The sequence below is a fragment of the Chryseobacterium lactis genome (assembly GCF_003815875.1).
GTDB classification, from domain to species: Bacteria; Bacteroidota; Bacteroidia; order Flavobacteriales; family Weeksellaceae; genus Chryseobacterium; species Chryseobacterium lactis.
The window spans coordinates 5,384,367-5,409,065 of record NZ_CP033924.1 but is presented as its reverse complement, the minus strand read 5'-3'; the positions used below and the strand labels follow the sequence as shown (position 1 = coordinate 5,409,065).

General features: G+C 35.3%; 17 protein-coding genes. 15 read left to right on the top strand and 2 right to left on the bottom strand.

Annotation, left to right across the window (positions count from 1 at the left end; genetic code table 11):
- Positions 1-122 precede the first annotated feature (122 nt).
- The 13 genes from EG342_RS24100 (at position 123) to EG342_RS24040 (ending at position 19,906) form a co-directional block, all read left to right on the top strand.
- On the top strand, positions 123-719 hold the full coding sequence (locus EG342_RS24100; protein ID WP_103293201.1) for an IS1096 element passenger TnpR family protein: 597 nt from the start codon (positions 123-125) through the stop codon (positions 717-719).
- A 94-nt stretch (positions 720-813) separates the two neighbouring features.
- Positions 814-2,163 (top strand): alpha-amylase family glycosyl hydrolase, encoded by a 1,350-nt coding sequence (locus tag EG342_RS24095; RefSeq protein ID WP_103293200.1) that lies wholly within the window; start codon positions 814-816, stop codon positions 2,161-2,163.
- Between the two features lie 154 nt (positions 2,164-2,317).
- Entirely contained in the window at positions 2,318-2,758 is a 441-nt protein-coding gene (locus EG342_RS24090; protein ID WP_103293199.1) for a hypothetical protein, read from the top strand.
- A gap of 18 nt (positions 2,759-2,776) precedes the next feature.
- Positions 2,777-3,430, top strand: a complete 654-nt coding sequence (locus EG342_RS24085; protein ID WP_103293198.1) for a hypothetical protein — start codon at positions 2,777-2,779, stop codon at positions 3,428-3,430.
- Positions 3,431-3,580: 150 nt separating this feature from the next.
- On the top strand, positions 3,581-4,375 hold the full coding sequence (locus EG342_RS24080) for a thymidylate synthase (protein ID WP_103293197.1): 795 nt from the start codon (positions 3,581-3,583) through the stop codon (positions 4,373-4,375).
- 94 nt (positions 4,376-4,469) lie between these two features.
- Positions 4,470-5,909, top strand: a complete 1,440-nt coding sequence (locus EG342_RS24075; RefSeq protein WP_103293196.1) for a hypothetical protein — start codon at positions 4,470-4,472, stop codon at positions 5,907-5,909.
- Between the two features lie 213 nt (positions 5,910-6,122).
- On the top strand, positions 6,123-6,353 hold the full coding sequence (locus EG342_RS24070) for a hypothetical protein (RefSeq protein WP_103293195.1): 231 nt from the start codon (positions 6,123-6,125) through the stop codon (positions 6,351-6,353).
- 12 nt (positions 6,354-6,365) lie between these two features.
- Positions 6,366-8,876, top strand: coding sequence for a M1 family metallopeptidase (locus tag EG342_RS24065; RefSeq protein WP_103293194.1), 2,511 nt, complete (start codon positions 6,366-6,368; stop codon positions 8,874-8,876).
- A 155-nt stretch (positions 8,877-9,031) separates the two neighbouring features.
- Positions 9,032-10,360, top strand: a complete 1,329-nt coding sequence (locus EG342_RS24060; protein ID WP_103293193.1) for a hydroxymethylglutaryl-CoA synthase family protein — start codon at positions 9,032-9,034, stop codon at positions 10,358-10,360.
- 420 nt (positions 10,361-10,780) lie between these two features.
- Positions 10,781-13,624 (top strand): SusC/RagA family TonB-linked outer membrane protein, encoded by a 2,844-nt coding sequence (locus EG342_RS24055; protein ID WP_103293192.1) that lies wholly within the window; start codon positions 10,781-10,783, stop codon positions 13,622-13,624.
- A 25-nt stretch (positions 13,625-13,649) separates the two neighbouring features.
- Complete coding sequence (locus EG342_RS24050; protein WP_103293191.1) at positions 13,650-15,197, top strand: RagB/SusD family nutrient uptake outer membrane protein; 1,548 nt, start codon at positions 13,650-13,652, stop codon at positions 15,195-15,197.
- Positions 15,198-15,629: 432 nt separating this feature from the next.
- Positions 15,630-18,425 (top strand): SusC/RagA family TonB-linked outer membrane protein, encoded by a 2,796-nt coding sequence (locus tag EG342_RS24045; RefSeq protein WP_103293190.1) that lies wholly within the window; start codon positions 15,630-15,632, stop codon positions 18,423-18,425.
- A 14-nt stretch (positions 18,426-18,439) separates the two neighbouring features.
- Positions 18,440-19,906 (top strand): RagB/SusD family nutrient uptake outer membrane protein, encoded by a 1,467-nt coding sequence (locus tag EG342_RS24040; protein ID WP_103293189.1) that lies wholly within the window; start codon positions 18,440-18,442, stop codon positions 19,904-19,906.
- A gap of 128 nt (positions 19,907-20,034) precedes the next feature.
- Here the strand turns inward: EG342_RS24040 and EG342_RS24035 are convergent, their stop codons facing one another.
- Positions 20,035-20,961 carry an AraC family transcriptional regulator gene (locus tag EG342_RS24035; RefSeq protein WP_103293188.1) on the bottom strand — a complete coding sequence of 309 codons (927 nt, stop codon included), beginning with the start codon at positions 20,959-20,961 and terminating at the stop codon, positions 20,035-20,037.
- Positions 20,962-21,140: 179 nt separating this feature from the next.
- Here EG342_RS24035 and EG342_RS24030 point away from each other — a divergent pair, with 179 nt between their 5' ends.
- Positions 21,141-22,670, top strand: coding sequence for an aldehyde dehydrogenase family protein (locus EG342_RS24030; RefSeq protein ID WP_103293187.1), 1,530 nt, complete (start codon positions 21,141-21,143; stop codon positions 22,668-22,670).
- A gap of 324 nt (positions 22,671-22,994) precedes the next feature.
- Complete coding sequence (locus tag EG342_RS24025) at positions 22,995-23,378, top strand: DUF779 domain-containing protein (protein WP_103293186.1); 384 nt, start codon at positions 22,995-22,997, stop codon at positions 23,376-23,378.
- A 38-nt stretch (positions 23,379-23,416) separates the two neighbouring features.
- On the opposite strand, the gene EG342_RS24020 is transcribed toward EG342_RS24025, so the two are convergent.
- Positions 23,417-24,619: a dicarboxylate/amino acid:cation symporter gene (locus EG342_RS24020; protein WP_103293185.1), complete on the bottom strand. Its 1,203-nt coding sequence runs from the start codon at positions 24,617-24,619 to the stop codon at positions 23,417-23,419.
- Positions 24,620-24,699: the final 80 nt, after the last annotated feature.

The window sequence follows — 24,699 nt, the reverse complement described above, 5'->3', positions numbered from 1 at the left end:
GTAAGAAAAAAAAATATTTTAAAAAATCCTGAAATATTTTTTTGTCACATGTCATTTATTATATATTTGCACCAGAGATTTATCATAATTATAAAGGCAAAAAAGTAATTTAAGAAACTGATATGGTTTACAAAATCCGCGTAATATTAGATGCGAAAGAGGATATTTTCCGTGATATTGAAGTTAAGGGAAAACAAACATTATGGAACTTACATTTAGGAATTAAAAGTGCATTCAGTCTGCAGGGAGACGAGCTATCTACTTTTAATCTGTTAGAAGATGACGGTACGATAGTAAAAAGTGTTCCATTGGAAGATATGAGTGATGATGGCGATGGGGAGATTATGTCAGACGTATACATTGATGAAGCTTTCGAAGCAGTAGGTAACAAAGCTCAGTTCCAATATGGACTTCTTGATCTTTGGGAATTCTTCTGTGAGCTTGTTGAAGTTATTGAAGAAACAAAAGGGGTCAATTACCCGATCACAGTATACAGATTTGGAAATGTTCCTTTGAAGGCTCCTAGCAAAAACGGTAGCTCAGGAGGATCTAAAAAGAAATCAGCAATGCCTCTGGCAGATGATGAGTTTGGCTTTGATGACGATTTTGGAGCAAGTGGAAACTTCTCCGATGAAGATGACAGCTTTGATGATGAGGAAGAAGAAGACTACAACGATGACGTTTTCGATGATGAGGATGACAACGATGAGGAAAGATAGGAGGTGATACAATATAGGCCCTGGATTTTGATCTGGGGCTTTTTTTATGGCCAAAACCAAAGAAACAATTCTTACTTTTGTTAAAAATTGATTCATGAAAAAATTAATTTTATTAGCCATTATTGGTCTGGGAATTGTTTCCTGTACCACTCAAAAAAATACCAGGAAGATGACACAATTGCCAAAAGATTGGAAACATACTACAAATATCTACGAAGTCAATATCAGACAATATACCCAGGAAGGAACTTTCAAAGCATTTGCAAAAGAAATGCCCCGCCTGAAATCAATGGGAATACAAACACTTTGGTTAATGCCCATTACCCCCATTGCCCAGCAAAATAAAAAAGGAAGTCTGGGAAGTCCATATGCAGCAGCAGATTATACCTCAATTAACCCTGAGTTTGGAACTTTGCAGGATTTTAAAGATCTGGTGAATGAAGCTCACAGATTAGGCTTTACGATTATTATCGACTGGGTGGCCAATCATACAGGTTGGGATCATGTATGGACGAAAACACATCCTGAATTCTATTTAAAAGATCCGGACGGGAAATTTCATATTGCCTCAGGAATGGATGATATCATAGAACTGGATTATAAAAATCAGGAAATGCGTCTGGCAATGATCGATGCCATGAAATTCTGGGTGCAGGAAACCAATATTGACGGTTTCAGATGTGATCTGGCTTCCTGGGTTGAAGTTGATTTCTGGCAGCAGGCACGTCCTGAAGTGGAAAAAGTGAAACCTCTTTTCTGGTTGGGAGAGTTTGATGAACTGGAAAGTCCGGAATATGGAAAAGTATTTGATGCCAGCTATTCCTGGAAATGGATGCATAAATCAGCAGATTATTACAAAAAAAATGAACCTCTTCAGGAATTAAAAGACCTGTTGGTACAATATTCCAATATCGGGGATGCCTCAATGAGAGCCTGGTTTACATCGAATCATGATGAAAATTCATGGAACGGAACAGAGTATGAAAAATATGCAGTGATTGCAAAACCTATGGCCGTATTTTCTGCAACATGGAACGGAATACCTCTTTTATATTCAGGACAGGAGCTTCCTAACATGAAAAGATTGGAGTTTTTTGAAAAAGATGTGATCAAATGGACCAATACCTATCAGGTAGCTGATTTTTATAAAACGTTATTAGAGTTAAAATCTTCCAATCCGGCCTTAAGAGGAGGAGATCCAAATGTTACAACCTACTTTTTGAATACAACAGCTAACGATAAAATTTTAGCTTACATAAGAAAAAATGGAAATGATGAGGTTTTAGTAGTCTTAAATATGTCAAAAGAACCTGTTAGTTTTAGTATTGAAGATCAACAGCTATCCGGAACTTTCAAAAATGTATTTGAAAAAAACAGACGAAATTTTGACGAAGGAAAAGATTTCAATTTCAAGGTGTCAGACTACGCGGTTTTTGAAAAATAAGACAAGAAGCCATTAAAGTTCTGGCAGCAGTTCTAAAACCTTTACCATAAGTTTTTAAAAGGTACTTATTCCCCTCCGCTGGAGGGGTGTCAAAATCTTTGATTTTGACGGGGTGGTTTCCCATACACACACATAAAAAAATCAATAATTTAAAATGAACAAACAAGCAATAATAAATATCATTAAAGCTAAGATCACCGATAAAATCCAAAATTTTGAAAATCTGATTGCGGAGACAAGAGCTTCCAACAACGATACAAAAAGCTCAATGGGAGATAAATATGAAACAGGACGTGAAATGCTTCAGCAGGAAATCAATAATCTTCAGCGACAACTTAATGAAACATTGAATCAACAGGCTGTTTTACAGAAAATAACTTCCGATCCTTCCGAAAAAGTTCAGAACGGAGCATTGGTGAAAACCGATAAAGGGTTATTTTATATTTCGGCTTCGATGGGAGAAATTTCTATTGATAAACAAAAGATTATGACTGTTTCTGCAGAATCACCGTTGGTGAAGGCTATGTTTGGCAAGAAAATGGGAGAGACATTTACCATTAATAATATACATCAGAATATTGAAAATATCTGGTAAATTAATTTAAATGGGATTATGAAGCTAAAAAATTTACTTCTGTTTGCGTTTTTATTAGGCAGTGTATGGATCAACGCTCAAATTCGGGCCGGTGTATCAGGTAAAACATTTGATCTTGCCTCGGTAAGCCTTACGGTAGAAGGATTTATTATTACAATGGATTCCCAGGGAGCTATTACTGATTTCTACTCTCCGAATCAGGACGGTAAAATTGATTATTATGATAATGATAGTTTTTTTGATCAATATAGATCCGGAAAAATTAAGAGTATAGGAAATGTCAAAATAGATTATTATGATGACATGGATAAAAACAGTGAAAAGTACGGTAAACTAAAAAGTATCGGAAATATCAGATTTGAATATTGGGATAATCCTGTTTTTAATAAAGAAAAATTTGGGAAAGTAAAGAGAATCGGAAGCTATGGCATCGATTATTGGCCAAGTGACATTATTGATAACAGCAGATATGGCAAGCTTAAATCTATCGGAGACATTTCCATTGATTATGGGGTAAAAGATATTATTGATGACAGTAAATATCAAAAGCTTATCAAATTCGGGCCTGTGAAGCTTGATTACTGGGATGATAAGTTTATTGAGAAAAATAAATATGGCCAACTGAAATCAATCAGTGGGAATAATGACAAGATTAATGTCGTTAGATTATAATAAAAAATTTTATTGACTTAATTTATCTGTAGATCTCAGATACACAACGGTTAATAGAAAACAGATATTTGTTTCATACAAAGCATTCATAAAACGGATGCTTTTTTTGATGCTTTTTTAGTAAATTTGAACCATAAAATTCCTTTCAAAATGCAAAATTACCTGGATCTTTTACAACATATTTTAGACAACGGAACCGATAAAACCGATAGAACCGGCACTGGTACCAGAAGTGTATTCGGTTATCAGCTAAGATATGATTTGTCAAAAGGCTTTCCTTTGGTAACGACTAAAAAAGTGCATTTGAAATCCATTATTTACGAATTACTTTGGTTCTTGAAAGGTGATACTAACATCAAATATCTTAATGATAATGGCGTAAGTATATGGGATGAATGGGCTAATGAAAATGGTGACCTGGGGCCTGTTTATGGTGCCCAGTGGAGAAGCTGGAATGGGGCAGACGGAAAAGTGGTGGATCAGATTACAGAAGTTATTGATCAGATTAAAAAAAATCCAGATTCCAGAAGATTAATTGTATCCGCATGGAACGTTGCGGAAATTCCAAATATGGCTTTGGCTCCTTGTCATGCTTTATTTCAGTTTTATGTAGCTGATGGAAAACTGTCGTTGCAGCTTTATCAGAGAAGTGCTGATGTGTTCCTTGGAGTTCCGTTTAATATTGCCAGTTATGCATTATTATTGATGATGGTAGCACAGGTTTGTGATCTTGAAGTAGGAGATTATGTTCATAGCTTTGGAGATGTTCATATTTACAATAATCACTTTGAGCAGGTGAACAAACAGCTTTCAAGAGATACAAGGCCACTTCCTGTCATGAAACTTAATCCGGAGATCAAGGATATTTTCGATTTTGATTTTGAAGACTTTACACTGGAAAACTATGACCCGCATCCGGGAATCAAGGCTCCTGTAGCGATTTAATATTATCCTGCATATCCTTTTTTAATTGCGATAATTCTATTATTTTTGACAAGGGCGAGAATTCAGGTTCCCGCACGAATTTTGAAAAAATAATATGAAGAAAAATGTTAGAAACAGTTATTTGATATTCCTGAATATTCTGATAATTGCCTATACCCTCTATATAAGTCTGTCTGTTTTTAGAGAAAAAGTAATCGTATCGGATGATTTAAGCAAGGTATATGAATCTAAATTTATTTCAGAATCCTATTTCAGCTACATTTATTCTTTTCTGGATTCTACGACCATGGCTGCAAGGCCGGTTTCAGGATTTGTGACAGGTACTTTAATTTTTCTTTCCAGGCATAATGAATCGGTATATCTGCTTGGGTTACTATTTTTTCCGCTTTCTTTGATTGTAATGTATTGGGTGATACAAAAGATCATTTCAACAGAAATGGCCAGCCTGATCACTCTGCTGTATTCATGTTCCGTAATCGGTACGAGTATTCAGTTTTCATCCATTATGCTCAATTCCAATCTGGCAACGATCTTCTTTTTACTGAGTATCTATTTCATTTACGTCCGCCAAAAAGTTGTTATAAGTTCGCTCTTTTTTATAGCATCAATATTAAGTTACGAAATTTTCCTTCCCTTAATCCTTCTCCCTTTATTTCTTATTAAAGGAAATAAAAAAAGGATTGCATTTGTAGTACTGACATTGGTGGCTGTTGTTATTTTCAGAAAAATCATTCAGCCAAGTCTGTTTGTTAACTCTTACCAAAGAGATGAAGTAGATAAAATTTTCGAACTTAATAGAGTAGCACAGATTACAGTTTATGCTGCAAAATTATTTTTCAAAGATATTTTCGTCGGGATCTTTAAAGGAATATCCAATAGTAAAAATTTAAATGTTTTAGAATGGATATTAGCCTTGAGTATTTCTGCAGGCGTCTTTAAAGTATTTTCCAATTATGATTTTAAAACTGAGCTGCAGGGTTTCAAAAGGATTAATATCATTTCTGTTATCGCTATTTTATTGGGACTAAGTATCTTTCTTTTTTCATCTTATATTCCTACTATTTTTGGATTTGATAACCGTAATCTCGGTGCGATAAGGTTTTTTTATACCTTATTTATTATTTCAGGAATTATTTATCTATCTGTTAAAATAGGACTTGGAAGCAAAATGATCAGTGCTTTCTTTGCAGTCATTGTCTTTCTTCTGATCGTGACCAATATCAGTGTGAAAAATTCCTGGATTTATACCGGTAAATTCAACCATGAGCTATTCAGCAAGCTAAAGACGGTCCTTCATGAAAATCATATCGAAAAAGGAGAGGTGTGTATAAGCTTTGATATGTTTAATGAGCTTAAAAACAATCCAAACTTTACCCTAAGAGAACCTGTTTTTTATAACAACTGGGAAAGCCCTATGTTATGTGAAATGAATGGTATTGATTCTAAAAAAATTCACGTGTATAACAAGGAAAGAAAAACCGATTGCAGTCTTATATTCCTATACAAAAACGGAAAAATAGTTAAGGCAAAATAATCATGTGAAAAACGTTCCTACATAATTTTGAGTTAGCAATTTCCTTGAGAGGCATCAAAATGTTGTATTTAAAGTCTGTTTCGAAGAAATATCTCCTTAAAAAAGCTAAGGAAGGTATTATCATTTCTAAAAATTAGTTTTAACTTTGAAAGAACTTGATTTTCACCCTTCATCAGAGAAGGAAACTATAATATACCTAATCACAAACAGATCATGAAATATTTAAAAATAAATGTGGAAAACAATGCAGATATTGAAGTTCTTAAAAATGTCATACTTCAATTAAAAGGTGTTGCATCAGCAGAAATCATCGACGATGAAAACCCCGAAAGTGAACTGAAAAAAGCTTTTGCCAAAACAAAAGAACAGTTGAAAACGGGAGACTATGAAACACTTGTCAATGATATTTTTGACATTCTGACTAAAAATAATCCTAAAAAATAATAAAGTAAAGAGATGAGAAAGGCCATTTTATCAATTGCTATCCTTGGAATTTTGTTTTCCGCCAACGTAGCAGCACAAACTGATACCTCAGGTAGAGAAAAAGTGTACAGAGCTACTCACACCAAACTAACGGAACTTAAACATACCAAGCTTAAAGTAAATTTTGATTATCAAAAGGAACAAATGAACGGAGAAGAGTGGCTTACTGCTTCACCGTATTTTTATGCTACCAATGAACTGATCCTTGATGCAAAAGCAATGCTGATTCATGAAGTGGGCCTTGATAATAATGGAAAACGATCTACTTTACCATATGAATACAAAAATGATATTCTGAAAATTAAGCTGGATAAAACCTACCAGAAAAATCAGGATTATACCATTTACATCAAATACACTTCCCGTCCCAATGAGGTAAAACAACAGGGAAGCGTGGCCATTAATGATGCAAAAGGTCTATATTTTATCAATGCTCAGGGAACGGAACCTGATATGCCTACACAAATCTGGACCCAGGGTGAAACAGAATCTTCTTCTGCATGGTTCCCCACAATTGATAAGCCCAATCAAAAAACGACTCAGGAAATCTACATGACGGTTCCTGATAAGTATGTTACCCTTTCAAATGGTATTTTAAAAGAATCTCAAAAAGAATCCAACGGGCTCAGAACAGATCATTGGGTGATGGATAAGAGGCATTCTACCTACCTTTTCTTTATGGGAGTAGGCGAATATGCCATTGTGAAAGATAAATGGAAAAATATTCCCGTTGATTATTATATCGAAAAGGAATATGAACCTTATGCAAAACAGATCTATGGGAATACCCCGGAAATGATTGATTTCTTCTCGAAGAAAATGAACTACGATTTCCCATGGGCAAAATATGCACAGATTTCCGGAAGAAACTATGTAAGCGGGGCGATGGAAAATACAACTGCAACCCTTCACGGAAGTGATATCCTTCAAAAACCCGGTCAGCTGATTGACGAAAATAAATGGGAGGATACCATTGCCCATGAATTATTCCACCACTGGTTTGGGGATTTGGTTACTGCGGAAAGCTGGAGCAACCTGACAGTCAATGAATCTTTTGCCAATTATTCGGAATATCTTTGGAATGAACATAAATACGGTAAAGATCAGGCAGATTACCATTTGATGAGTGATGTGAATCTTTACATCCATAATCCGACTGATTTTAAGAAAAACCTGGTAAGATTCAATTATGAGTCCCGTGAAGATGTCTTCGATCTTGTAACCTATCAAAAAGGGGGCGGAATTCTGAATATGTTAAGAAACTATTTAGGTGATGATGCATTTTTTGCAGGTATGAATGACTATCTGAAAACCAATGAATATCAGAACGCAGAAGCTCATCAGCTGAGACTTTCCTTCGAAAAGGTTTCTGGAAAAGACTTAAATTGGTTCTTTAACCAATGGTACTTCGGAAGTGGAAATCCAAAAATAAATTATTCATCCACTTTTGAGCCGGTGAAAAAACAAGTGGCGGTAACCATCAACCAGACCCAGGATCAACTATTTGAATTTCCTTTAGCTATTGATGTTTACGATAATGGGAAGCCAAAAAGATATAATGTTTGGGTGAATGCAGAAGCGAAAAATACATTCAATTTTGATGTCTCCAAGACTCCGGAATTAATAAATATCAATGCTGATGGAGTTTTATTGGCTGATATTACCGATACTAAAACACCGGAACAAAATCTGCTGCAGTTTACAAATTCTAAAGAATTCAAAAGCAGATATACTGCTTTAACCGGTATAAAAGATCAGACGGGGAAAAGTCCTGCGATAACAAAATTACTGGCTACTGCCTTGAAAGATCCATTTTTCAGGGTAAGAATCAAGGCATTGGAACTTATTGATCTTACGAATGCAGAGCAAATGAAAACGCTAGGATCTGAAGTTGAAAAAATAGCTTCCAATGATCCTAAAACATTGACGCAGGCTGCTGCGATAGCGGCTTTGGCAAAAACGAAGGATAAGAAATACATCCCGATCTTTGAAAAAGGAGTCAATGCTGTTTCTAATGCCGTTAAAGCAAATTCTTTAAGCGCCCTTATTACGACCGATCCTTCAAGAGCGAATACTCTGGTAGATAAAATCGATTTGAATGGAGCTTCAGACGAATTATTGGCACTCTTCCTACCGGTAGTTGTGAAAAATAAAGTAACTTCTCAGATGCAATATATTGCCCCTCTGGCAGCATTTTATCCATTTGTTAAATTCCAAAACCCGGAATTGGGAAAAACTGCAGAAGAAGGATATAACTGGATTATGAGTACAGATAATTTAAAGGCGGTTGAAAGCATTACGAAAATGCTGGGGTATGCAAAAAATCAGATGACAGACAATCCGCAGGCAAAGATGATGGTGATTCAGATGCTTAAAGAAGGCTTAAACAAAAAAATGGAATTACTGAAACAGAATCCACAAAATGCAGCAAGTATCAATAAGCAGATTGATGTTCTGAATAAAGCAATTGAAAATTTTAAATAAATCTGACGATTTTGACATAGAAAAAACGGCATTACAATTTGTGATGCTGTTTTTTTATTATTTAAAAGTAAATTATTAATAAATAGCTAAAATATGACAAGAGTCAAAGATTATTCAGACTACATTTTATAAATTCGTATAAAAATTTAAATAGAATGAGTTTTGGAATTGAAGCAGCGGACTATTATGTACCGGGTTTATATTTGGAGATTAAGGAGTTGGCAGAAAAAAGAGGAATTGAGCCGGCAAAATTGGAAAAAGGACTGGGACTACACAAAATGGCACTTCCGGACGTTCATGAAGATGCCGCAACCTTTGCAGCAGAAGCTCTTCTAAAGCTTATTAAAAATTATCATATCAATCCGAAAGAAATAGCAAGAGTATATCTTGGTACTGAAAGTGCAGTGGATGCCGCTAAGCCTACCGCTTCTTATGCTGTACAGATGGTAGAAAAAGTACTGGAAGGTGAGTTTGGGGAGAGAAGTTTCAAAAACTGTGATGTTGTAGATATGACCTTTGCATGTGTGGGCGGCGTAGATGCACTGCATAATGCATTGGACTTTGTACGGGTGAATCCGGATAAAAAAGCAGTAGTAATTGCCAGTGATTATGCTAAATATGAATTGGCTTCTTCCGGTGAATACACTCAGGGAGGGGGTGCGGTAGCATTACTCGTTTCTTCAAAGCCGGACCTGCTGGTGATTGAAAACAATTGGGGAGTAGCTTCTGAAAGTGTTTTTGATTTTTTTAAACCGAGAAGACAATATAAAAAAGAAGATCTTATATCTGCCCCCGAAAATTATCCTGACCACATCGAAGTTTTTACTGATGAGCCTGTTTTTGACGGACAATATTCCAACCAATGTTATCAGGACAGGATTAGAGAAGCGTATCACCATTATAAGGAAATTACAGGACAGCAAAAGCCTTATGAAAACTGGAAATATATTATTTTCCACCTTCCGTATGCTTTTCATGGTAAAAGAGTATTTACTGAAATCTACAGTCTTGAAAACGGACTTTCCTATGAGACACCGGAAGAACAGAAAACGGTGGCAAAATCTGAAAATTATCTTCAACTCATCAATGATAAAATAGAAAAAACTCAGCGAGCTTCTTCAGAAATAGGGAATATGTATACGGCTTCTGTTTTCATGGCATTTTTATCTGCACTACAAATTTCTTTTAATGAAAATGAAGAATTGTCAGGTACGGAAATAGGTTTCGTAGGATATGGCAGTGGATCAAAATCAAAAGTCTTCGCCGGAAAAGTTTCCGAGAATTGGAAAAAAGTAGTTGAAAAATGGAATTTGTTTGAAAACCTTAATAACAGAACACCGATCGACTTTGACACGTATGAAAAATTGCATAGAAAGCAATTAAAACAATCCGTAAATCCACAATATAAAGGCTTTGGTTTAGTTTCTATAGAGTCCGAAAATCCGTTTTTAAACGGAGCAAGATATTACAACTGCCAAAACTGATAAAAACATCCTTCATAAATGATAAAAAGCATTCCGAATTTTGGAATGCTTTATTTTTTTGCCATTTTTTGGAGTTTTTATTTGCTTATTTTATAGTATTTCAGTGCTTTTAGTAAAAATATGCCATCTTGTTTTTTAAATATTATTTACTATAAAGGCTATTTAAATTAATTTTTTTTATTTATTTTGATGATTTTATGTAATGTGAGTAAATTTTTAACGCTTGTTATAATTTTGTTAATATTAAGGTTTGTGTTTTTTTTTACTTTTTTTTTAACATATCACTGGTGAGTTCAATTTATATATTCAGTTTTAACGAAATAATTTCAGTTTAAACGCTTGTTTACTAGTGTTTTAAAAGTTGAGTCTGTTAATTTTTATTAACATATTTGTGACTGGATATATAAAAAATTGTTAAATATGAATGTTAAATTAAGTGTGCTTAGCGCTGCGGTTCTTTTTTTTATGGGACATGGAGTCGTGGCACAAAAGGTGAAAAAAGATACAACTTCCTCAAAACTAATTGACGAGGTTGTGGTTGTTGGTTATCGGAGTACTACCAAGAAAACTGCGGTTACTTCAATTGCTACAGTAGATAACAAAACAATTGAAAACAGACCTAATTCAAATGTTTTAAACATTATTCAAGGGCAGTTAGCAGGTGTTAATGTTACAGCTAGTACAGGACAGCCTGGGGCTAAACCTACAGTCATTATTAGAGGTGTAGGTACATATAACGGGAACACTGATCCATTATATGTTATTGATGGCTTCCCGTCTAATAGCGATAACTTTAGATCAATTAATCCTAATGATATTGAAACATTTTCTGTTTTAAAAGATGCTTCAGCTATTGCTGAATATGGTTCCAGAGGAGCTAATGGGGTAATTATGATTACCACTAAGAGAGGGAATTATAGTGAGAAAACTAGTGTTCGATATAGTACACAATTTGGTGTTTCTATGTTACAGGATCCGAAGTACAATTATGTCAATTCCAGAGAATTGTTAACAATGCAGAAAAGATTTGGGGCTGGCTGGGGGGCTAAAATGACCGATGAGGAAATTGCAAATTATAATATAAATACTAACTGGAGGAAAGTTTTCTTTAGGCCAGCAGTTACTCAAAGTCATGACTTTTCGATAGAATCTGGTGGGAAAAATATCAATTCATATACTTCTGTTGGATATTTGAATCAAGACGGAATACTTAAGACTACCGGACTGAAAAGATTTACTGTAAGAAATAATATTAATGGCAAAAGTTCAAATAATCGGCTTAAATACTCTTTGGTGACTGGTGTAGGTTTTTCCAAGAATAATGAGGCTATTTTGACCGCAGGTGCAATTAATAGGAACTATATATTAGGAGCTTATCAATCTGCTCCTTATGTATCGCCTGATTTATATCAAAATGGAAAGCAACTATTTGATTTATATCAGAAAGATGGTACGCTGTTGTATACACCGTTGATGTTAATGGATAAATTAGTAAACTATAATAATTCTACAGAAGAAATTAGATTAGATATAGCTTCTAATCTGTCTTACAAAATAACTAACGACTTGACAGCTCGAGTAAGAACCTCTGGGCAGTACCTGGATACTAAGTTTACTCAAGCAGAATATCCTCTTTCGTTTAATGCGTTTTTATTTAAAGGAGCACAAGAATTTTCGGGACTTGAAGATGTGAACAAAAGAAGAGAATTTTTATTCAATAATTTATGGCAATTAGAATATTCTAAAACTTTAGATAAACATACTTTCTCTTTTACTGGCAACCTTGAGTATAATTATTCACAAGTGGATGTATCAAATATGAGACAGAGAGGACTGGATCCAAAAACTTTTGTTCCTGGAACAGGATCAGGATATATTTCAGATACTCCTGATAATGACTATTATGTGCCGCAAATATCGGTCTCTAAGCTTAAACTCAATATGATTTCATATTTTGGATTATTTAGTTATGATTTTGATAAAAAATACGGAATTGAAGGGGTTATAAGGAGAGATGGTACCAGTAGGTTTGCAAATGGCAGACAATGGGGGAATTTTTGGTCAGTTGGAGGCCGATGGAATATAGATCAAGAAGCTTTTATGGATAATGTAAAATTTGTAGATACTTTTAAATTGAGAGCGTCCTATGGTACCCAAGGAAATCAAAGAATTGTTGATGGAACTATTTATGACGGATTAAATCCTCCCGGGTTTACTAATATCTATTCTGTAACTAATAATAGTTATAATGCAAATCAAGGCTACGCCATTAATTTTGGTGATGGTAAATTGAGATGGGAAACAACCAAACAATATAATATTGGAGCCGATTTTGAATTTTTCAAAAGAAGATTGAGAGGATCATTTGATTATTATAATAAAAAAACTGTTGATTTGTATATGCCTGATCCAACAGCTCCCGTATTGGGAACGTTAAGTATTGTAAGAAATACGGATGCTTCAATAGTTAATAAAGGCATTGAATTGAGTTTGGCTTATGATATTCTAAAGAATAAAGAAAAAGATATTTCATTAACTTTTAGAGTTAATGGTTCTATAAATACTCAGAAGGTAGATGGTATTAAAAGTGGAAATGGTAGAATACCTGAGAGTTCGGATCCTCAATATGTTACGGCTAATGGAGGATTGTTGAGAGAACCTTTTGTCTATAAATATTTAGGTGTAAACCCGAACAATGGAAATTTATTGTTTGAAGATATTAATGGTAATCCTACAGAAAATCCTACTGCTGCAGACAGAAGGCTATATGGAAAAAATAATTTGCCAAAATATCAGGGAGGTTTCGGAATGGATTTTAATTATAAAAATTTCTTTGCTTCTACTACATTTACTTTTGTTGCCAGAGTAGTGCGCTATGATTATGATATGTCTAGTTTATACAATCCTAATAATCTGAGAAATTTCACAGTAGATAAGGCAATGCTAAATGCATGGACGCCAACTAATACTAATACTGATATTCCTTCTCTAAAGGCTGCCAATCTAGGGCTTCAAAGTAATTCTGATCGATTTATAAAAGATGCATCCTATCTAAGACTGAGAAATGTGCAGGTTGGATATAGATTTCCTCAGCGATATTTGAAAGATACTTTTATAAATAGCCTCTCAGTTATTTTGCAAGCAGAGAACTTGCTTACTATTTCAAATTGGAAGGGATTTGATCCTGAAAGTCCAAGAATTAGTGACCAGCAAAAATATCCTACGCCTAGAATTATAACTTTAGGTTTTGACATTAAATTTTAATTGATAAATTTTTAAGATAATTGTAATGAAAAAAATATTAACATATATAACATTAGTTTCCGGATTATTATTTACTTCTTGTAGTAGTGATCTGTTGACTCCTTTTACTCCAGGCTCACTAACTGAAGAAAACGCAATTACTACATCTTCAGATTTACAAAAATTAATGAATTCAACTTATAATATTTTTTCGGATAGATCAGAAGTTGTATTTTCTTCTGTTTTTACAGATGAGGTTGGAATTGGATATGCAAATGGTGGGCAAGGGCTTTCAACAGAATATATTTTCTTATTGATTCCCTCTTCTCCAGGACCTGCTAATATTTGGGTAGGAACTTATTCTGCCTTAGCAAGAGCTAATAGAGTGATTCAGAATGCAGATAAAATAGTTCCCGCAAATGCTGCTGATGCAGCATTAATTTCTAGATTAAGAGCTGAAGCCTTGACAATGAGAGCTTACGGACATTTGAGAATATTAGCTTATTATTCACCTAGTCTTAAAGATGAAAATGCTCTGGCCGGGATACTAGCCAACAAAGTATTTACTTCTGAAGAAAAAGTAAATTCAAGAACAACAAATGGGGTCTTCTACATGCAGATTCATAAAGATTTAGATGATGCTTTAGCAATTTATAATGGACTTAGTGGATATACGGCTGATAATAAGATTGCTAATAGAAATTTTGCAAAAGGACTCAAAGCGAGAGCTTATGCTTATAAGGGAGATTATATAAATGCAGAGAAATGGGCAGATGAAGTTATAAATACTTCTCAAGTAACATTGGCTAATCAGGCTGATTACCGTAAAGTGTTTTTTACAGATGATGAATCTTCTAATAAAGAAGTAATTTTTAGACTAAAAAGAACACCTCAACAAAATACTCAAGCAACTAATTTGCATAATGGTTGGTGTTCTGTAGCACCAAATTTAGATGGATCCCCTTTCTACGAAGTGAGCAGATCTTTATTCAATATACTGGATCAAAGGCCAACAGATGTTAGAAGAAATGTAATTGTGGCTCCTTCATCCATTATTGATCCTAATTATACAACTTCAGCTGATTATTTAAATACTGATAAATTAATTATTCAAAAATATGGAGGAACAGAGACTGGGAAAACAACAGCGGCAGTAACAGCTACTAATGGCTTTAATAATGATTATAAAATAATGAGGATATCTGAAATGTATCTTATTAAAGCTGAAGCAAGAGCTAATGCCGGAGATTTAGCAGGAGTAGGATTGGTATTAAAATCTATATTAGATGCAAGACTTGGCACTGTACAAACTGCTCCTTTATACACAAATATACAAGCAGCCTGGGCGGGTATTTTAAAAGAACGAAGATTGGAATTGGCTTATGAAGGGCATCGTTATATAGATATTAAAAGATTGGGTACATTGGCTAATGTTACGATTGATAGGGATCCTGCTGATTATTCATCTAGTTCTTCAAATTTTCCAGCTGCAAATCCTGTAAATCTACCAAATAGTAGTTATAAATTTGCTTTACCAATTCCTCAGGATGAATTGAATGCAAATCCGGGTATTGTTCAGAATGTTGGGTATTAAACATAATTAACAAATTTTTAATTTACATAAGAAAGGCCGTCTGAAAAGATGGCCTTTCTGCTTTTTTATAGGTTCTTTTTTTAATAAATAATGCAAATTTTGCCTTCTTTTTTCACTGTTTTGAGCCAAATAACGAACGTTTTTATTTTATTTTTTTCGTTTATAATTTTGGTATTGGTTAATATTTTTTTCTGTTTTTGGTTAATTAATGAATTTTGATTTTTATTTTAATTTTTGTTAAAATTATACTAAAGCTTAGATTGCTTTTGTTTTCCTTAATATTTCAAATACAATTAAAATAATTCCCTATTGATTTAGTGAAATATGTGCGGATGTACCCTTTATGACAGGTTGTTTTCAGGGCTTAATAAATTGATGTTGTTAATTTTTATTAACATATTTGTGACCTTGAATATATTAAAATCTGTTAATATGAATGTGAAGTTGCATGTATTAAGTGCTGGAGCTTTGTTCTTTTTAGGACAAGCTGCCTTTGCGCAAAAAACTAAGAATGATTCTATTCTGAAGGAAAACAAAATCGAAGAGGTTATTGTTACCGGATATCAGAAGAAGAAAGCAGATGAAATCACCCAGGCTCAGGCCGTTGTTGGAGGAGACGAAATCAGAAGAAACTCTCCTACAACCTCTATCGGAAACTCTTTACAGGGTAGAGCTTCCGGAGTATTTGTACAAAGTACTACCGGACAGCCAGGTGCTGCTGCTACCATTCAGGTGAGAGGGGTTGCTGGTGTTGGTGGTTCTTCAGAGCCTACTTATGTGGTAAACGGGATGTACATGACTGCAAGACAGTTTAGTGCGATTAACCCTGCAGACGTAGAATCCATTTCAATCCTTAAAGATGCTGCGGCTACGGCGCAGTATGGTGCTAGAGGTGCAAATGGGGTAGTGGTAGTTACTACCAAAGCCGGGAAAGCCGGGAAAACTCACTATTCATTTGAAACTAAATTTGGTTTCAGTGAAAGGTTGAAAGACAATAACTACACCATGATGAACTCAAGAGAGTTAATGGGCTTCCAGAACCAATTGGGATATCTTGGGTTTAAGCCAAGAACTCAACAGGAAATGGATAGATTAGCTGCTTTTGATCACAATTGGCAAAAAGACCTGCTAAAACCTTCAAGCATCCAGTCTTATTTGTTTAGTGCACAAGGAGGTTCCAAAGAAAGTACTTTTTATTACTCATTAGGATATGATTCTGATAACGGTATTATCAGAGACATTGATGGTTTGAAAAGATATACAGGTAACTTCGGATTTACAAACAGATTAAGTGAAAAACTTAATGTAGGAATCAACCTTGGAGTTCAGTACCAGGTTACACAAAATTTCAGAGACAGAAACAATACTCAGAACCCGTTCGGTGCCATGTACAAATATGCGCCATATGAGCCGATCTATAACCCGGATGGAAGTTATAATCAGACTATGAGAGCAGGTTCTAACGTAGTAGAGCAGATTAGTACTTATAGATTGGATGATCAGAGATTGAGAATTCCTGTAACTTTATTTGCTGAATATAAAATCATTGATGGTCTGAAGTTTAAAACCAATTTCAATGGTCTTTACGACTGGTTCATGGGAACTCAATGGTTGAAGAAAGGTTCAAACTTGGACTTAACAGTTAATACCATTCCTACAGGTTCATTAAACAAAAATTCGTTCTATGGATTTAACTATACCTGGAATAACTCTATCAACTATAAAAAGTCATTCGGAAGCCACAACTTTGATTTCTTAGGATTTATCGAATATAACGATAATTTCAATGAAACAATGAATGGAGGAGCTTATGGGTTGAAATCTCCTGTAATCAGTGTTCCTTCAATTACTACGCCTTCAGACAGAAATACATTTACCGGAATTAAGACCAGAAATACTTTATTCAGTTTAGCAGGTTTATTAAACTATGACTATGCAGGTAAATATTTAGTAACAGGATCTTTAAGAAGAGATGCTTCATCAAGATTTGGGATGAATAACCAAAGTGGGGTATTCTGGTCCGCAAGTGCTGCATGGAATATTGCTAAGGAAGACTTCATGAAAGGAGGATTTATTAATGATTTAAAGCTTAGAGGGTCATATGGTACAACAGGTAACGATGGAACATTACCTGATTATTACAACGTAAGTAATGTAAGCTATGGTCTATATGGTTCTAACGGAACTTTATATCCTGGAACATACGCTCAAAGCAGTTATATTATAGGTAACACAAATCTTAAATGGGAGTCGAATGCGATTACCAACGTAGGAGTTGATTTCACAATGTGGAACAGAAGAGTTCGTGGATCTGTTGAGGTATACAAGAATAAGAGAAAAGATTTCGTGCAACTTGTTCCTCTAGATAAACAAGAAGGTGGATATTATCAATATATCAATGCTGGAGATATGTCTCAGAAAGGTCTAGAGGTAGAACTTAGCGTTGATGTTATCAAGAAAAGAGACTTCAATTGGAATTTACATGCAAACATCTCTTTCCAAAAGTCAATTCTTGATAAGCTTGCAGATGGACAAACGGAAAGAAACTTAGGAGATACTTATCTTAAAGTAGGTGAATCTCCATATTCATTCTACAATGTGAGATTTGCAGGAGTAGATCCGAATAACGGTGATGCTTTATATTATGATAAAGCTGGAAATATTACTAATGTTTACAGCGCATCCAATGCAGTTCCTCTTACTGACAAATCACCTTTCCCAAAAAGCTTCGGTGGATTCGGAACGACAGTTCAGTATAAAGGACTTGATTTTAGTGCAGATTTTGCATTTAAGATGGGTAGTTATACCTATAACAATATGTACTACGCTGCTGTTAATCCAACTTTGGCTGTTGCGGGTAGAAATATGGCGCAGCAGGCAGCTAATGTTTGGCAAAAACCTGGTGATACTAACGTATTCCAGAAAGTAGATAGTAATGGTATGCGTGATTCCGATCAATGGATTGAAAAATCAGATTATTTAAGATTGAGATCACTTACACTAGGATACTCTTTTGATAAAGCATTTCTTGGAGAAGATTCACCTATCAACAAACTTAGAGTATATGTACAAGGACAGAATTTATTCACGGTAACTAAATTCCACGGAGAACCTGAGGTTTCAGTAGGATCTGCTGACTCTACAGCATTATTCGTTCCGGGATCATACAATCTTTATACTTACCCTGCTGTAAGAACAATCCTGATGGGATTACAATTAGAATTTTAATACTGAATAGCTTTATGAAAAAGAACATAATAAAAATAAGTTTAGTTGCGTTAACGACATTTGTTTCGTTGACTTCTTGTGACAGAAATTTAGATCAAATCTCATCAATTAACGAGGATCAGGATCAGTCGATGACCAGAGCTGAATCATTCAGACAGGCTTTGGATGGTGCTTATACAGCATTTAAAGGAAGTGGATATTATAACGGAGATACAGGTAGCCAACTTATTATGGGAGATCTTACTACCGATAATTTAGTTCGTACAGCTTCAGGAAGAAATACCAATTTTGCAGCATCAAACTTCGAATTTTCTTCAGATAACTCACAAACAACAGGATTATACAGTGCTGCTTATTTAGCTATCAGTAGAGCAAACTTTGTATTGTCATATATCAATAACGGAGTGTTATCAGGTACAAAAAAAACAAATATAGAAGCTGAAGCAAGAGGGCTTAGGGCCATTGCTCATTTTGATATTGTAAGAGCTTATTCTCAAATCCCAACGCAATCTGCAGGAGCTAAAAATGCAATTGGAATTTATTATTCAGAAAAATATTCTCCTTTAAGTAATACAGCATCCAGAAACTTAACTGTTGATCAAGTGTATGATAAAATTATTGCAGATCTTTTATTTGCTGCAGATAATATTACACAAAATGATGCTGACAAAGGAAGATTGAGTAAAAGTGCTATCTATGGATTATTATCAAGAGTGAATCTTTACAAAGGAGACTTTGCTAATACCATCAAATATGGAGAATTGGCATTAGGATTATCACCTAGTATTACAACAATAGATAACTTTACCAGAATATGGAAGGAAAATGAAGGATTGTCCAGAATTACGGATGGTGTTTTATTCCAATTATCAAATGCTCCGGCTGAGTCTAACAATACTGTAGGAGCAGCGTACAACCAGTCTGTTCCTAGTCTAAGATCTGAATTTGTTGTAGATTATGATTTATATACAGCTTATACAGCAAATGATATCAGAAAATCAGCTTATTTTACTACTGGGGTATATAGTAAAGAAAAATATAATCACGTAACAAAATATGCTGGTAATGGTGGCCCTTCTAATGTTGTGCCTATTAAATATTTAAGATCAGCTGAGGTATTGTTAAACGTTGCTGAAGCATATTATAAAACGGGTAACCCTGCTCAGGCTCTTACTTTACTGGATAAATTAAGAAAAGAAAGATATTCTTCATTTACTCCTGGAACAGAAGCGGGTCAAGCTATTTTAGATGCGATCTTAAAAGAAAGAAGACTGGAACTTGCATTTGAAAATGACAGATGGTATACATTAAAAAGATTAAACCTTTCTGTTCAGAGATCAGGAAAAGGAGACCTTTTTGACGGTACAGGTTCACCGGCAGTTAAGCAAACTCTTGCTGCAGGAAGTTCTAAATGGCAATGGCCGATTCCTATCACGGCGATTCAGGCGAATCCAAACATTAAGCAAAACGACGATTATTAATAATCAACAATTGTTTACATAATATGAGCCCCATTTTCATGGGGCTCTTTTTTATTTGAATTTGATAAGGAAAATTAAATTGAGCAGTAAAGGAGAATACGAACCACGTATCCCGAATCTATTCAATTTTACTCCCGTACAATCATCCCGTTCTGGTAACTCTTCGGCGTGATTCCTTCCAGCTGCTTAAATACCCTTGTAAAATAATTAGTATCCGAAAATCCTGTCTGATAAGCTGTTTCCTTAATGCTGTTTTGCCCGGCTAATAATTCCTTCGCCTTACTGATTCTTTCCTGCAAAATAAAATCATTGGGAGAAGTTCCCAACTCATCCCTGAACATTTTAAAAAAGTTTGATTTGCTTACATAAGCCAGCTTGGCAATGCTGTCAATAGATAATTTCTGATGCAGATTTCTCTTGATATAATCCACGGCAAATCCTATCCTTGATTTATTTTTTACCATATTTTTCTCTACCATGCTTCTTGCCTGCGTTTGCATCAATCTGATCAGGAGCTCTTTTAAAGCGAAATCAGCCATAATATCCTTTTGAGAATTATCATCCATTGCAATTCTCATAATATTATTGGTAGCAGATGCCAGAGCTTTATTATTAAAAAGAAAATATTCATCCAGCTGAACATTCCATTCCGAAGCTTCATCCACTTTGGGAAGATGATAATTTAAATAATTAAGAGAATCCTCTATAAAATCCGGATTCAGACTTAAAGAAATACATTGAGTAGGAGTCTCATCAGATTCCGGAAAATCAATAACCATCGTTTCGCCAGGAGCAACCAGAATACTTTCTCCCGGGAAATAATCAAAATAATTGGTTTTATTATCCAGCTTCATATGTTTCTTACCTCTCAACATCGCTGTAAATGCAATATTGTCAAAATGAAGCCTTACATCATAAGCGGCCTTATGCGTTTCATAAATGCTGAATTCACAATTGTTCAGATTGAATTTTGTTTGATTTTCAACAAGGCTCAATAGCTGATTTTCATTGCGTAATTCAGGAGTATTTAATAAAATCTTACTATTGTTATTCATTTCTAAATATTTTGTGAAAGCGGGTTACTCAAATATAGAAAATTTGACCCAACGTTGCTGTTAATAAAATAATAAAATTGAAACCCTGTACTATTTTCCACTTTTTTTATACGATTGTGCTATAGGTTTTTGCCCTGGAAATGTAATTTGGCAGTAGCGAAAAATAAAATAATACGAATATGAGCACTCTTACAGAACCAAGATCAGCGACGCTTTTACAACGTCCTGAGTTCAAAAGTAAATACGATAACTATATTGACGGGAAATTTACTCCACCCGTTAAAGGACAATATTTTGATGTAGTTTCTCCAGTAGACGGCAAGAATTTTACCAAGGTGGCTCATTCATCCAAAGAAGATTTGGAATTGGCTGTCAATGCAGCGGATAAGGCATTTCAGACCTGGAAAAATACCTCATCAACAGAAAGAAGCATTATCCTCAATAAAATAGCAGACCGGATTGAGCAAAATCTAGAATACCTTGCTACCGTAGAGACCATCGATAACGGTAAAGCCGTGAGAGAGACATTAGCGGCAGATATGCCTCTGGCTATTGATCATTTCAGGTATTTTGCCTCTGTAATCCGGGCTGAAGAAGGATCCCATAACGAATTGGATAAAGATACCGTTTCCCTGATTGTACACGAACCTCTAGGAGTCATTGCACAGATCATTCCATGGAATTTTCCAATATTAATGGCAGTATGGAAGCTGGCTCCGGCATTGGCGGCAGGAAACTGTGTGGTATTAAAGCCCGCAGAAAGTACTCCCGTTTCCATTATGGTTTTAATGGAATTAATAGGAGACCTTTTACCGGCAGGCGTTGTCAATATCGTCAATGGTTTCGGAGCAGAACTGGGAAGAGCCTTAGTGACCAATCCTAAAGTATCAAAAGCAGCATTTACCGGTTCTACAGCAACAGGCCGCCTGGTAATGCAGTATGCAACAGAAAATATCATTCCTGTTACCTTAGAATTGGGAGGGAAATCTCCCAATGTTTTCTTCAATTCTGTAATGGATGAAGATGATGAGTTCTTGGATAAAGCAATTGAAGGAGCTGTTTTATTTGCCCTTAATCAGGGAGAGATCTGTACATGTCCGTCAAGATTACTGGTTCAGGAAGGTATTGCTGATGCCTTTATCGATAAAGTTATTGAAAGGGTAAAAGCGATTAAAGTAGGAAATCCGTTAGACAAAACAGTGATGATGGGGGCGCAGGCTTCACAGATTCAAAAAGATAAAATACTTTCCTACATCCAGTTAGGAAAAGAAGAAGGAGCGGAAGTACTGGTTGGAGGTGATATCAACAATCTTGGAGAAGAGCTGGAAGACGGATTCTATATTCAGCCTACCATTTTCAAAGGAAACAACAGAATGAGAATTTTCCAGGAAGAGATTTTTGGCCCCGTACTGGCATTTACAACCTTTAAAGACGAAGAAGAAGCTATAAAAATTGCCAACGACACAATCTATGGATTGGGTGCGGGAGTATGGACCAGAGATGCCCATCAGCTGTACAATGTTCCACGTCAGATTGAAGCGGGAAGAGTTTGGGTGAACCAATACCATTCTTATCCTGCAGGAGCCCCTTTTGGTGGGTACAAGCAATCTGGGATAGGAAGAGAAAATCACAAGATGATGCTCGACCATTACCGTCAGACCAAGAATATGTTGATTTCCTATAACAAAAATAAGTTAGGCTTCTTTTAATATTAATTTAGGACGTGCCCGATTGCCCTGGCTTTTCCCGGGGCAAACGGTCGGGCTATTCAGGGCTGCACTTCGTTTCGGTGCTCCATTGCATTGCGCACCGGCTCGTTCCTCGCCGCCCTTACTATCCCTCACGCAAAAGATAAAGATCTTCTCAGAATTTACTAAAATGGTAAATGGTGTAGATGAATAAAAGAATCATATTTGAATGTAATCTACTGCTCAAATTGAACGTGATGAGTGATCAGGTTCGGCAAATATAAGTTTGCCGGACTTTTTCATAAAAAAGTAGTATCAGAAGATTATTCAATCAAAAAATAAAAAATGGAAACAAAAATATCAAGACTCGCCGCAACGGAAAAAGCACTTAACGTCATCCGTCAGCTTGAAAATCAATACGGTCCCCTGATGTTCTATCAGGCAGGAGGATGTTGTGAAGGTACACAACCGCAATGTTTCGAAAAAGGAGGATTCTTTCCCAGAATGAATGATGCAATGATTGGAACCATCAACGGATATGAATTCTGGATAGACCGCGATTTGTTTGAGTACTGGCAATACTCCCATTTTACACTTGATGTAACCGATGGATTTGGTCCCGGTGGTTTTTCATTAGAAACTCCTTTAGGAAAAACATTTAAAGTACATTACAGACTTTTTTCTCCGGAAGAATATGAAAATCTGGAGCCCGTGAAGCGCAGTGAATAAATATTCCTTATTTTAAAATATCAAAAATTTATTTTAAATCAGGTGACTTTTACAAAACGATTGACAAACATAGCAGCGACAATATCTCCTACGGAGTTTAAAACAGTGGCCAGAGGATCTACCAAAGTTCCAATGATCATTACTGCCGGAATGGCTTCCTGTGGTAATTTGTAAACAGAAATCATCAGCATTTCACCAATATATCCGCCATTGGGAATTCCACCCGCTACAATACTTACAAAAACAGTAATTCCTAATGCTAAAAGTAAGTTTGCAGGATCAAAAAAGTCTTTTCCAATAATAAGAAAAGCCACATAGATCTTGATAATAGAAGACATGGAAGATCCGTTTTTATGCAGCGTTGTGCCAATCGGAATCACCAGATTCGCCACCGAATTAGGAATACCAATTTTAGATGCAGCCTGTAGATTAGCAGGCATGGTGGCAAAGCTGCTGCACGTACTTACAGCCGTAAGAGTAGGGTAGATCGCATTAGTCCAGAAACTTTTAACCCCATTCTGACCATTGGCCATAAACGCATAGATGGAAAAGAAGACCAGAAAATAAATGATTCCGGTAATATAATATAATCCTAATGGTTTAGCATAAAATCCGAAAAGTTGTGGCCCCAAAGTGGCTACCTGAAAAGCGAAATACGCACCCAGCCCAATCGGAGCCAGTTTCATAACCAATAAAAGCAACTCCTTCATAACTTCATATCCCGAAGCAATAAAAACCCTGAACGGTTCACCTTTTTCTCCGGTTTTTCTGGCTGCAAATCCTGTCATAAAAGCAAATACCAAAAGAGCCAGCATATTTCTCCGTGAAAAAAGTTCGGTAAATTCTCCAACCGTAAAAAAGCTTACAATTCTATTTCCCCAGGTGTCTTCAGTAGCCGTCTCAGCAATAATCTCAGAACTTCCCGATACTCCTGAAACAGGGAAAAGGTAGACTGCACAGATCGTAAAGATTGCAGCCGTAAGAATAAAAAATAAAAAGGTAAGAGTCATAATGAGAATGATCTTCCCAAATTTAGATTGGTGCTCCAGAGACGCAATAGAATTGGATACGGCAAAAAATACCAGAGGCACTACACTTACAAAAAGAAGATTAAGGAAAATATCTCCTATGGGTTTAATATATTCTACAAAATTGGGTGCTACGATTCCTATAATACTTCCAACAGTTATTCCCAACAGTAAAAATAGAATTCCGGAGTAGTTTTTTAATACCTCTTTCATGCGGTTTTTTATCAAAGATAGTTTTATTTTTAACATTCTGTTATACAATTTTCAGACCTAAATTTCATAAATTTGAGTAA

Excerpts from the sequence above, each read along its gene's own strand:
- EG342_RS24100 (WP_103293201.1), top strand. The coding sequence starts at position 123 with ATGGTTTACAAAATCCGCGTAATATTAGATGCGAAAGAGGATATTTTC.
- EG342_RS24095 (WP_103293200.1), top strand. The coding sequence starts at position 814 with ATGAAAAAATTAATTTTATTAGCCATTATTGGTCTGGGAATTGTTTCC.
- EG342_RS24090 (WP_103293199.1), top strand. The coding sequence starts at position 2,318 with ATGAACAAACAAGCAATAATAAATATCATTAAAGCTAAGATCACCGAT.
- EG342_RS24085 (WP_103293198.1), top strand. The coding sequence starts at position 2,777 with ATGAAGCTAAAAAATTTACTTCTGTTTGCGTTTTTATTAGGCAGTGTA.
- EG342_RS24080 (WP_103293197.1), top strand. The coding sequence starts at position 3,581 with ATGCAAAATTACCTGGATCTTTTACAACATATTTTAGACAACGGAACC.
- EG342_RS24075 (WP_103293196.1), top strand. The coding sequence starts at position 4,470 with ATGAAGAAAAATGTTAGAAACAGTTATTTGATATTCCTGAATATTCTG.
- EG342_RS24070 (WP_103293195.1), top strand. The coding sequence starts at position 6,123 with ATGAAATATTTAAAAATAAATGTGGAAAACAATGCAGATATTGAAGTT.
- EG342_RS24065 (WP_103293194.1), top strand. The coding sequence starts at position 6,366 with ATGAGAAAGGCCATTTTATCAATTGCTATCCTTGGAATTTTGTTTTCC.
- EG342_RS24060 (WP_103293193.1), top strand. The coding sequence starts at position 9,032 with ATGAGTTTTGGAATTGAAGCAGCGGACTATTATGTACCGGGTTTATAT.
- EG342_RS24055 (WP_103293192.1), top strand. The coding sequence starts at position 10,781 with ATGAATGTTAAATTAAGTGTGCTTAGCGCTGCGGTTCTTTTTTTTATG.
- EG342_RS24050 (WP_103293191.1), top strand. The coding sequence starts at position 13,650 with ATGAAAAAAATATTAACATATATAACATTAGTTTCCGGATTATTATTT.
- EG342_RS24045 (WP_103293190.1), top strand. The coding sequence starts at position 15,630 with ATGAATGTGAAGTTGCATGTATTAAGTGCTGGAGCTTTGTTCTTTTTA.
- EG342_RS24040 (WP_103293189.1), top strand. The coding sequence starts at position 18,440 with ATGAAAAAGAACATAATAAAAATAAGTTTAGTTGCGTTAACGACATTT.
- EG342_RS24035 (WP_103293188.1), bottom strand. The coding sequence starts at position 20,961 with ATGAATAACAATAGTAAGATTTTATTAAATACTCCTGAATTACGCAAT.
- EG342_RS24030 (WP_103293187.1), top strand. The coding sequence starts at position 21,141 with ATGAGCACTCTTACAGAACCAAGATCAGCGACGCTTTTACAACGTCCT.
- EG342_RS24025 (WP_103293186.1), top strand. The coding sequence starts at position 22,995 with ATGGAAACAAAAATATCAAGACTCGCCGCAACGGAAAAAGCACTTAAC.
- EG342_RS24020 (WP_103293185.1), bottom strand. The coding sequence starts at position 24,619 with ATGAAAGAGGTATTAAAAAACTACTCCGGAATTCTATTTTTACTGTTG.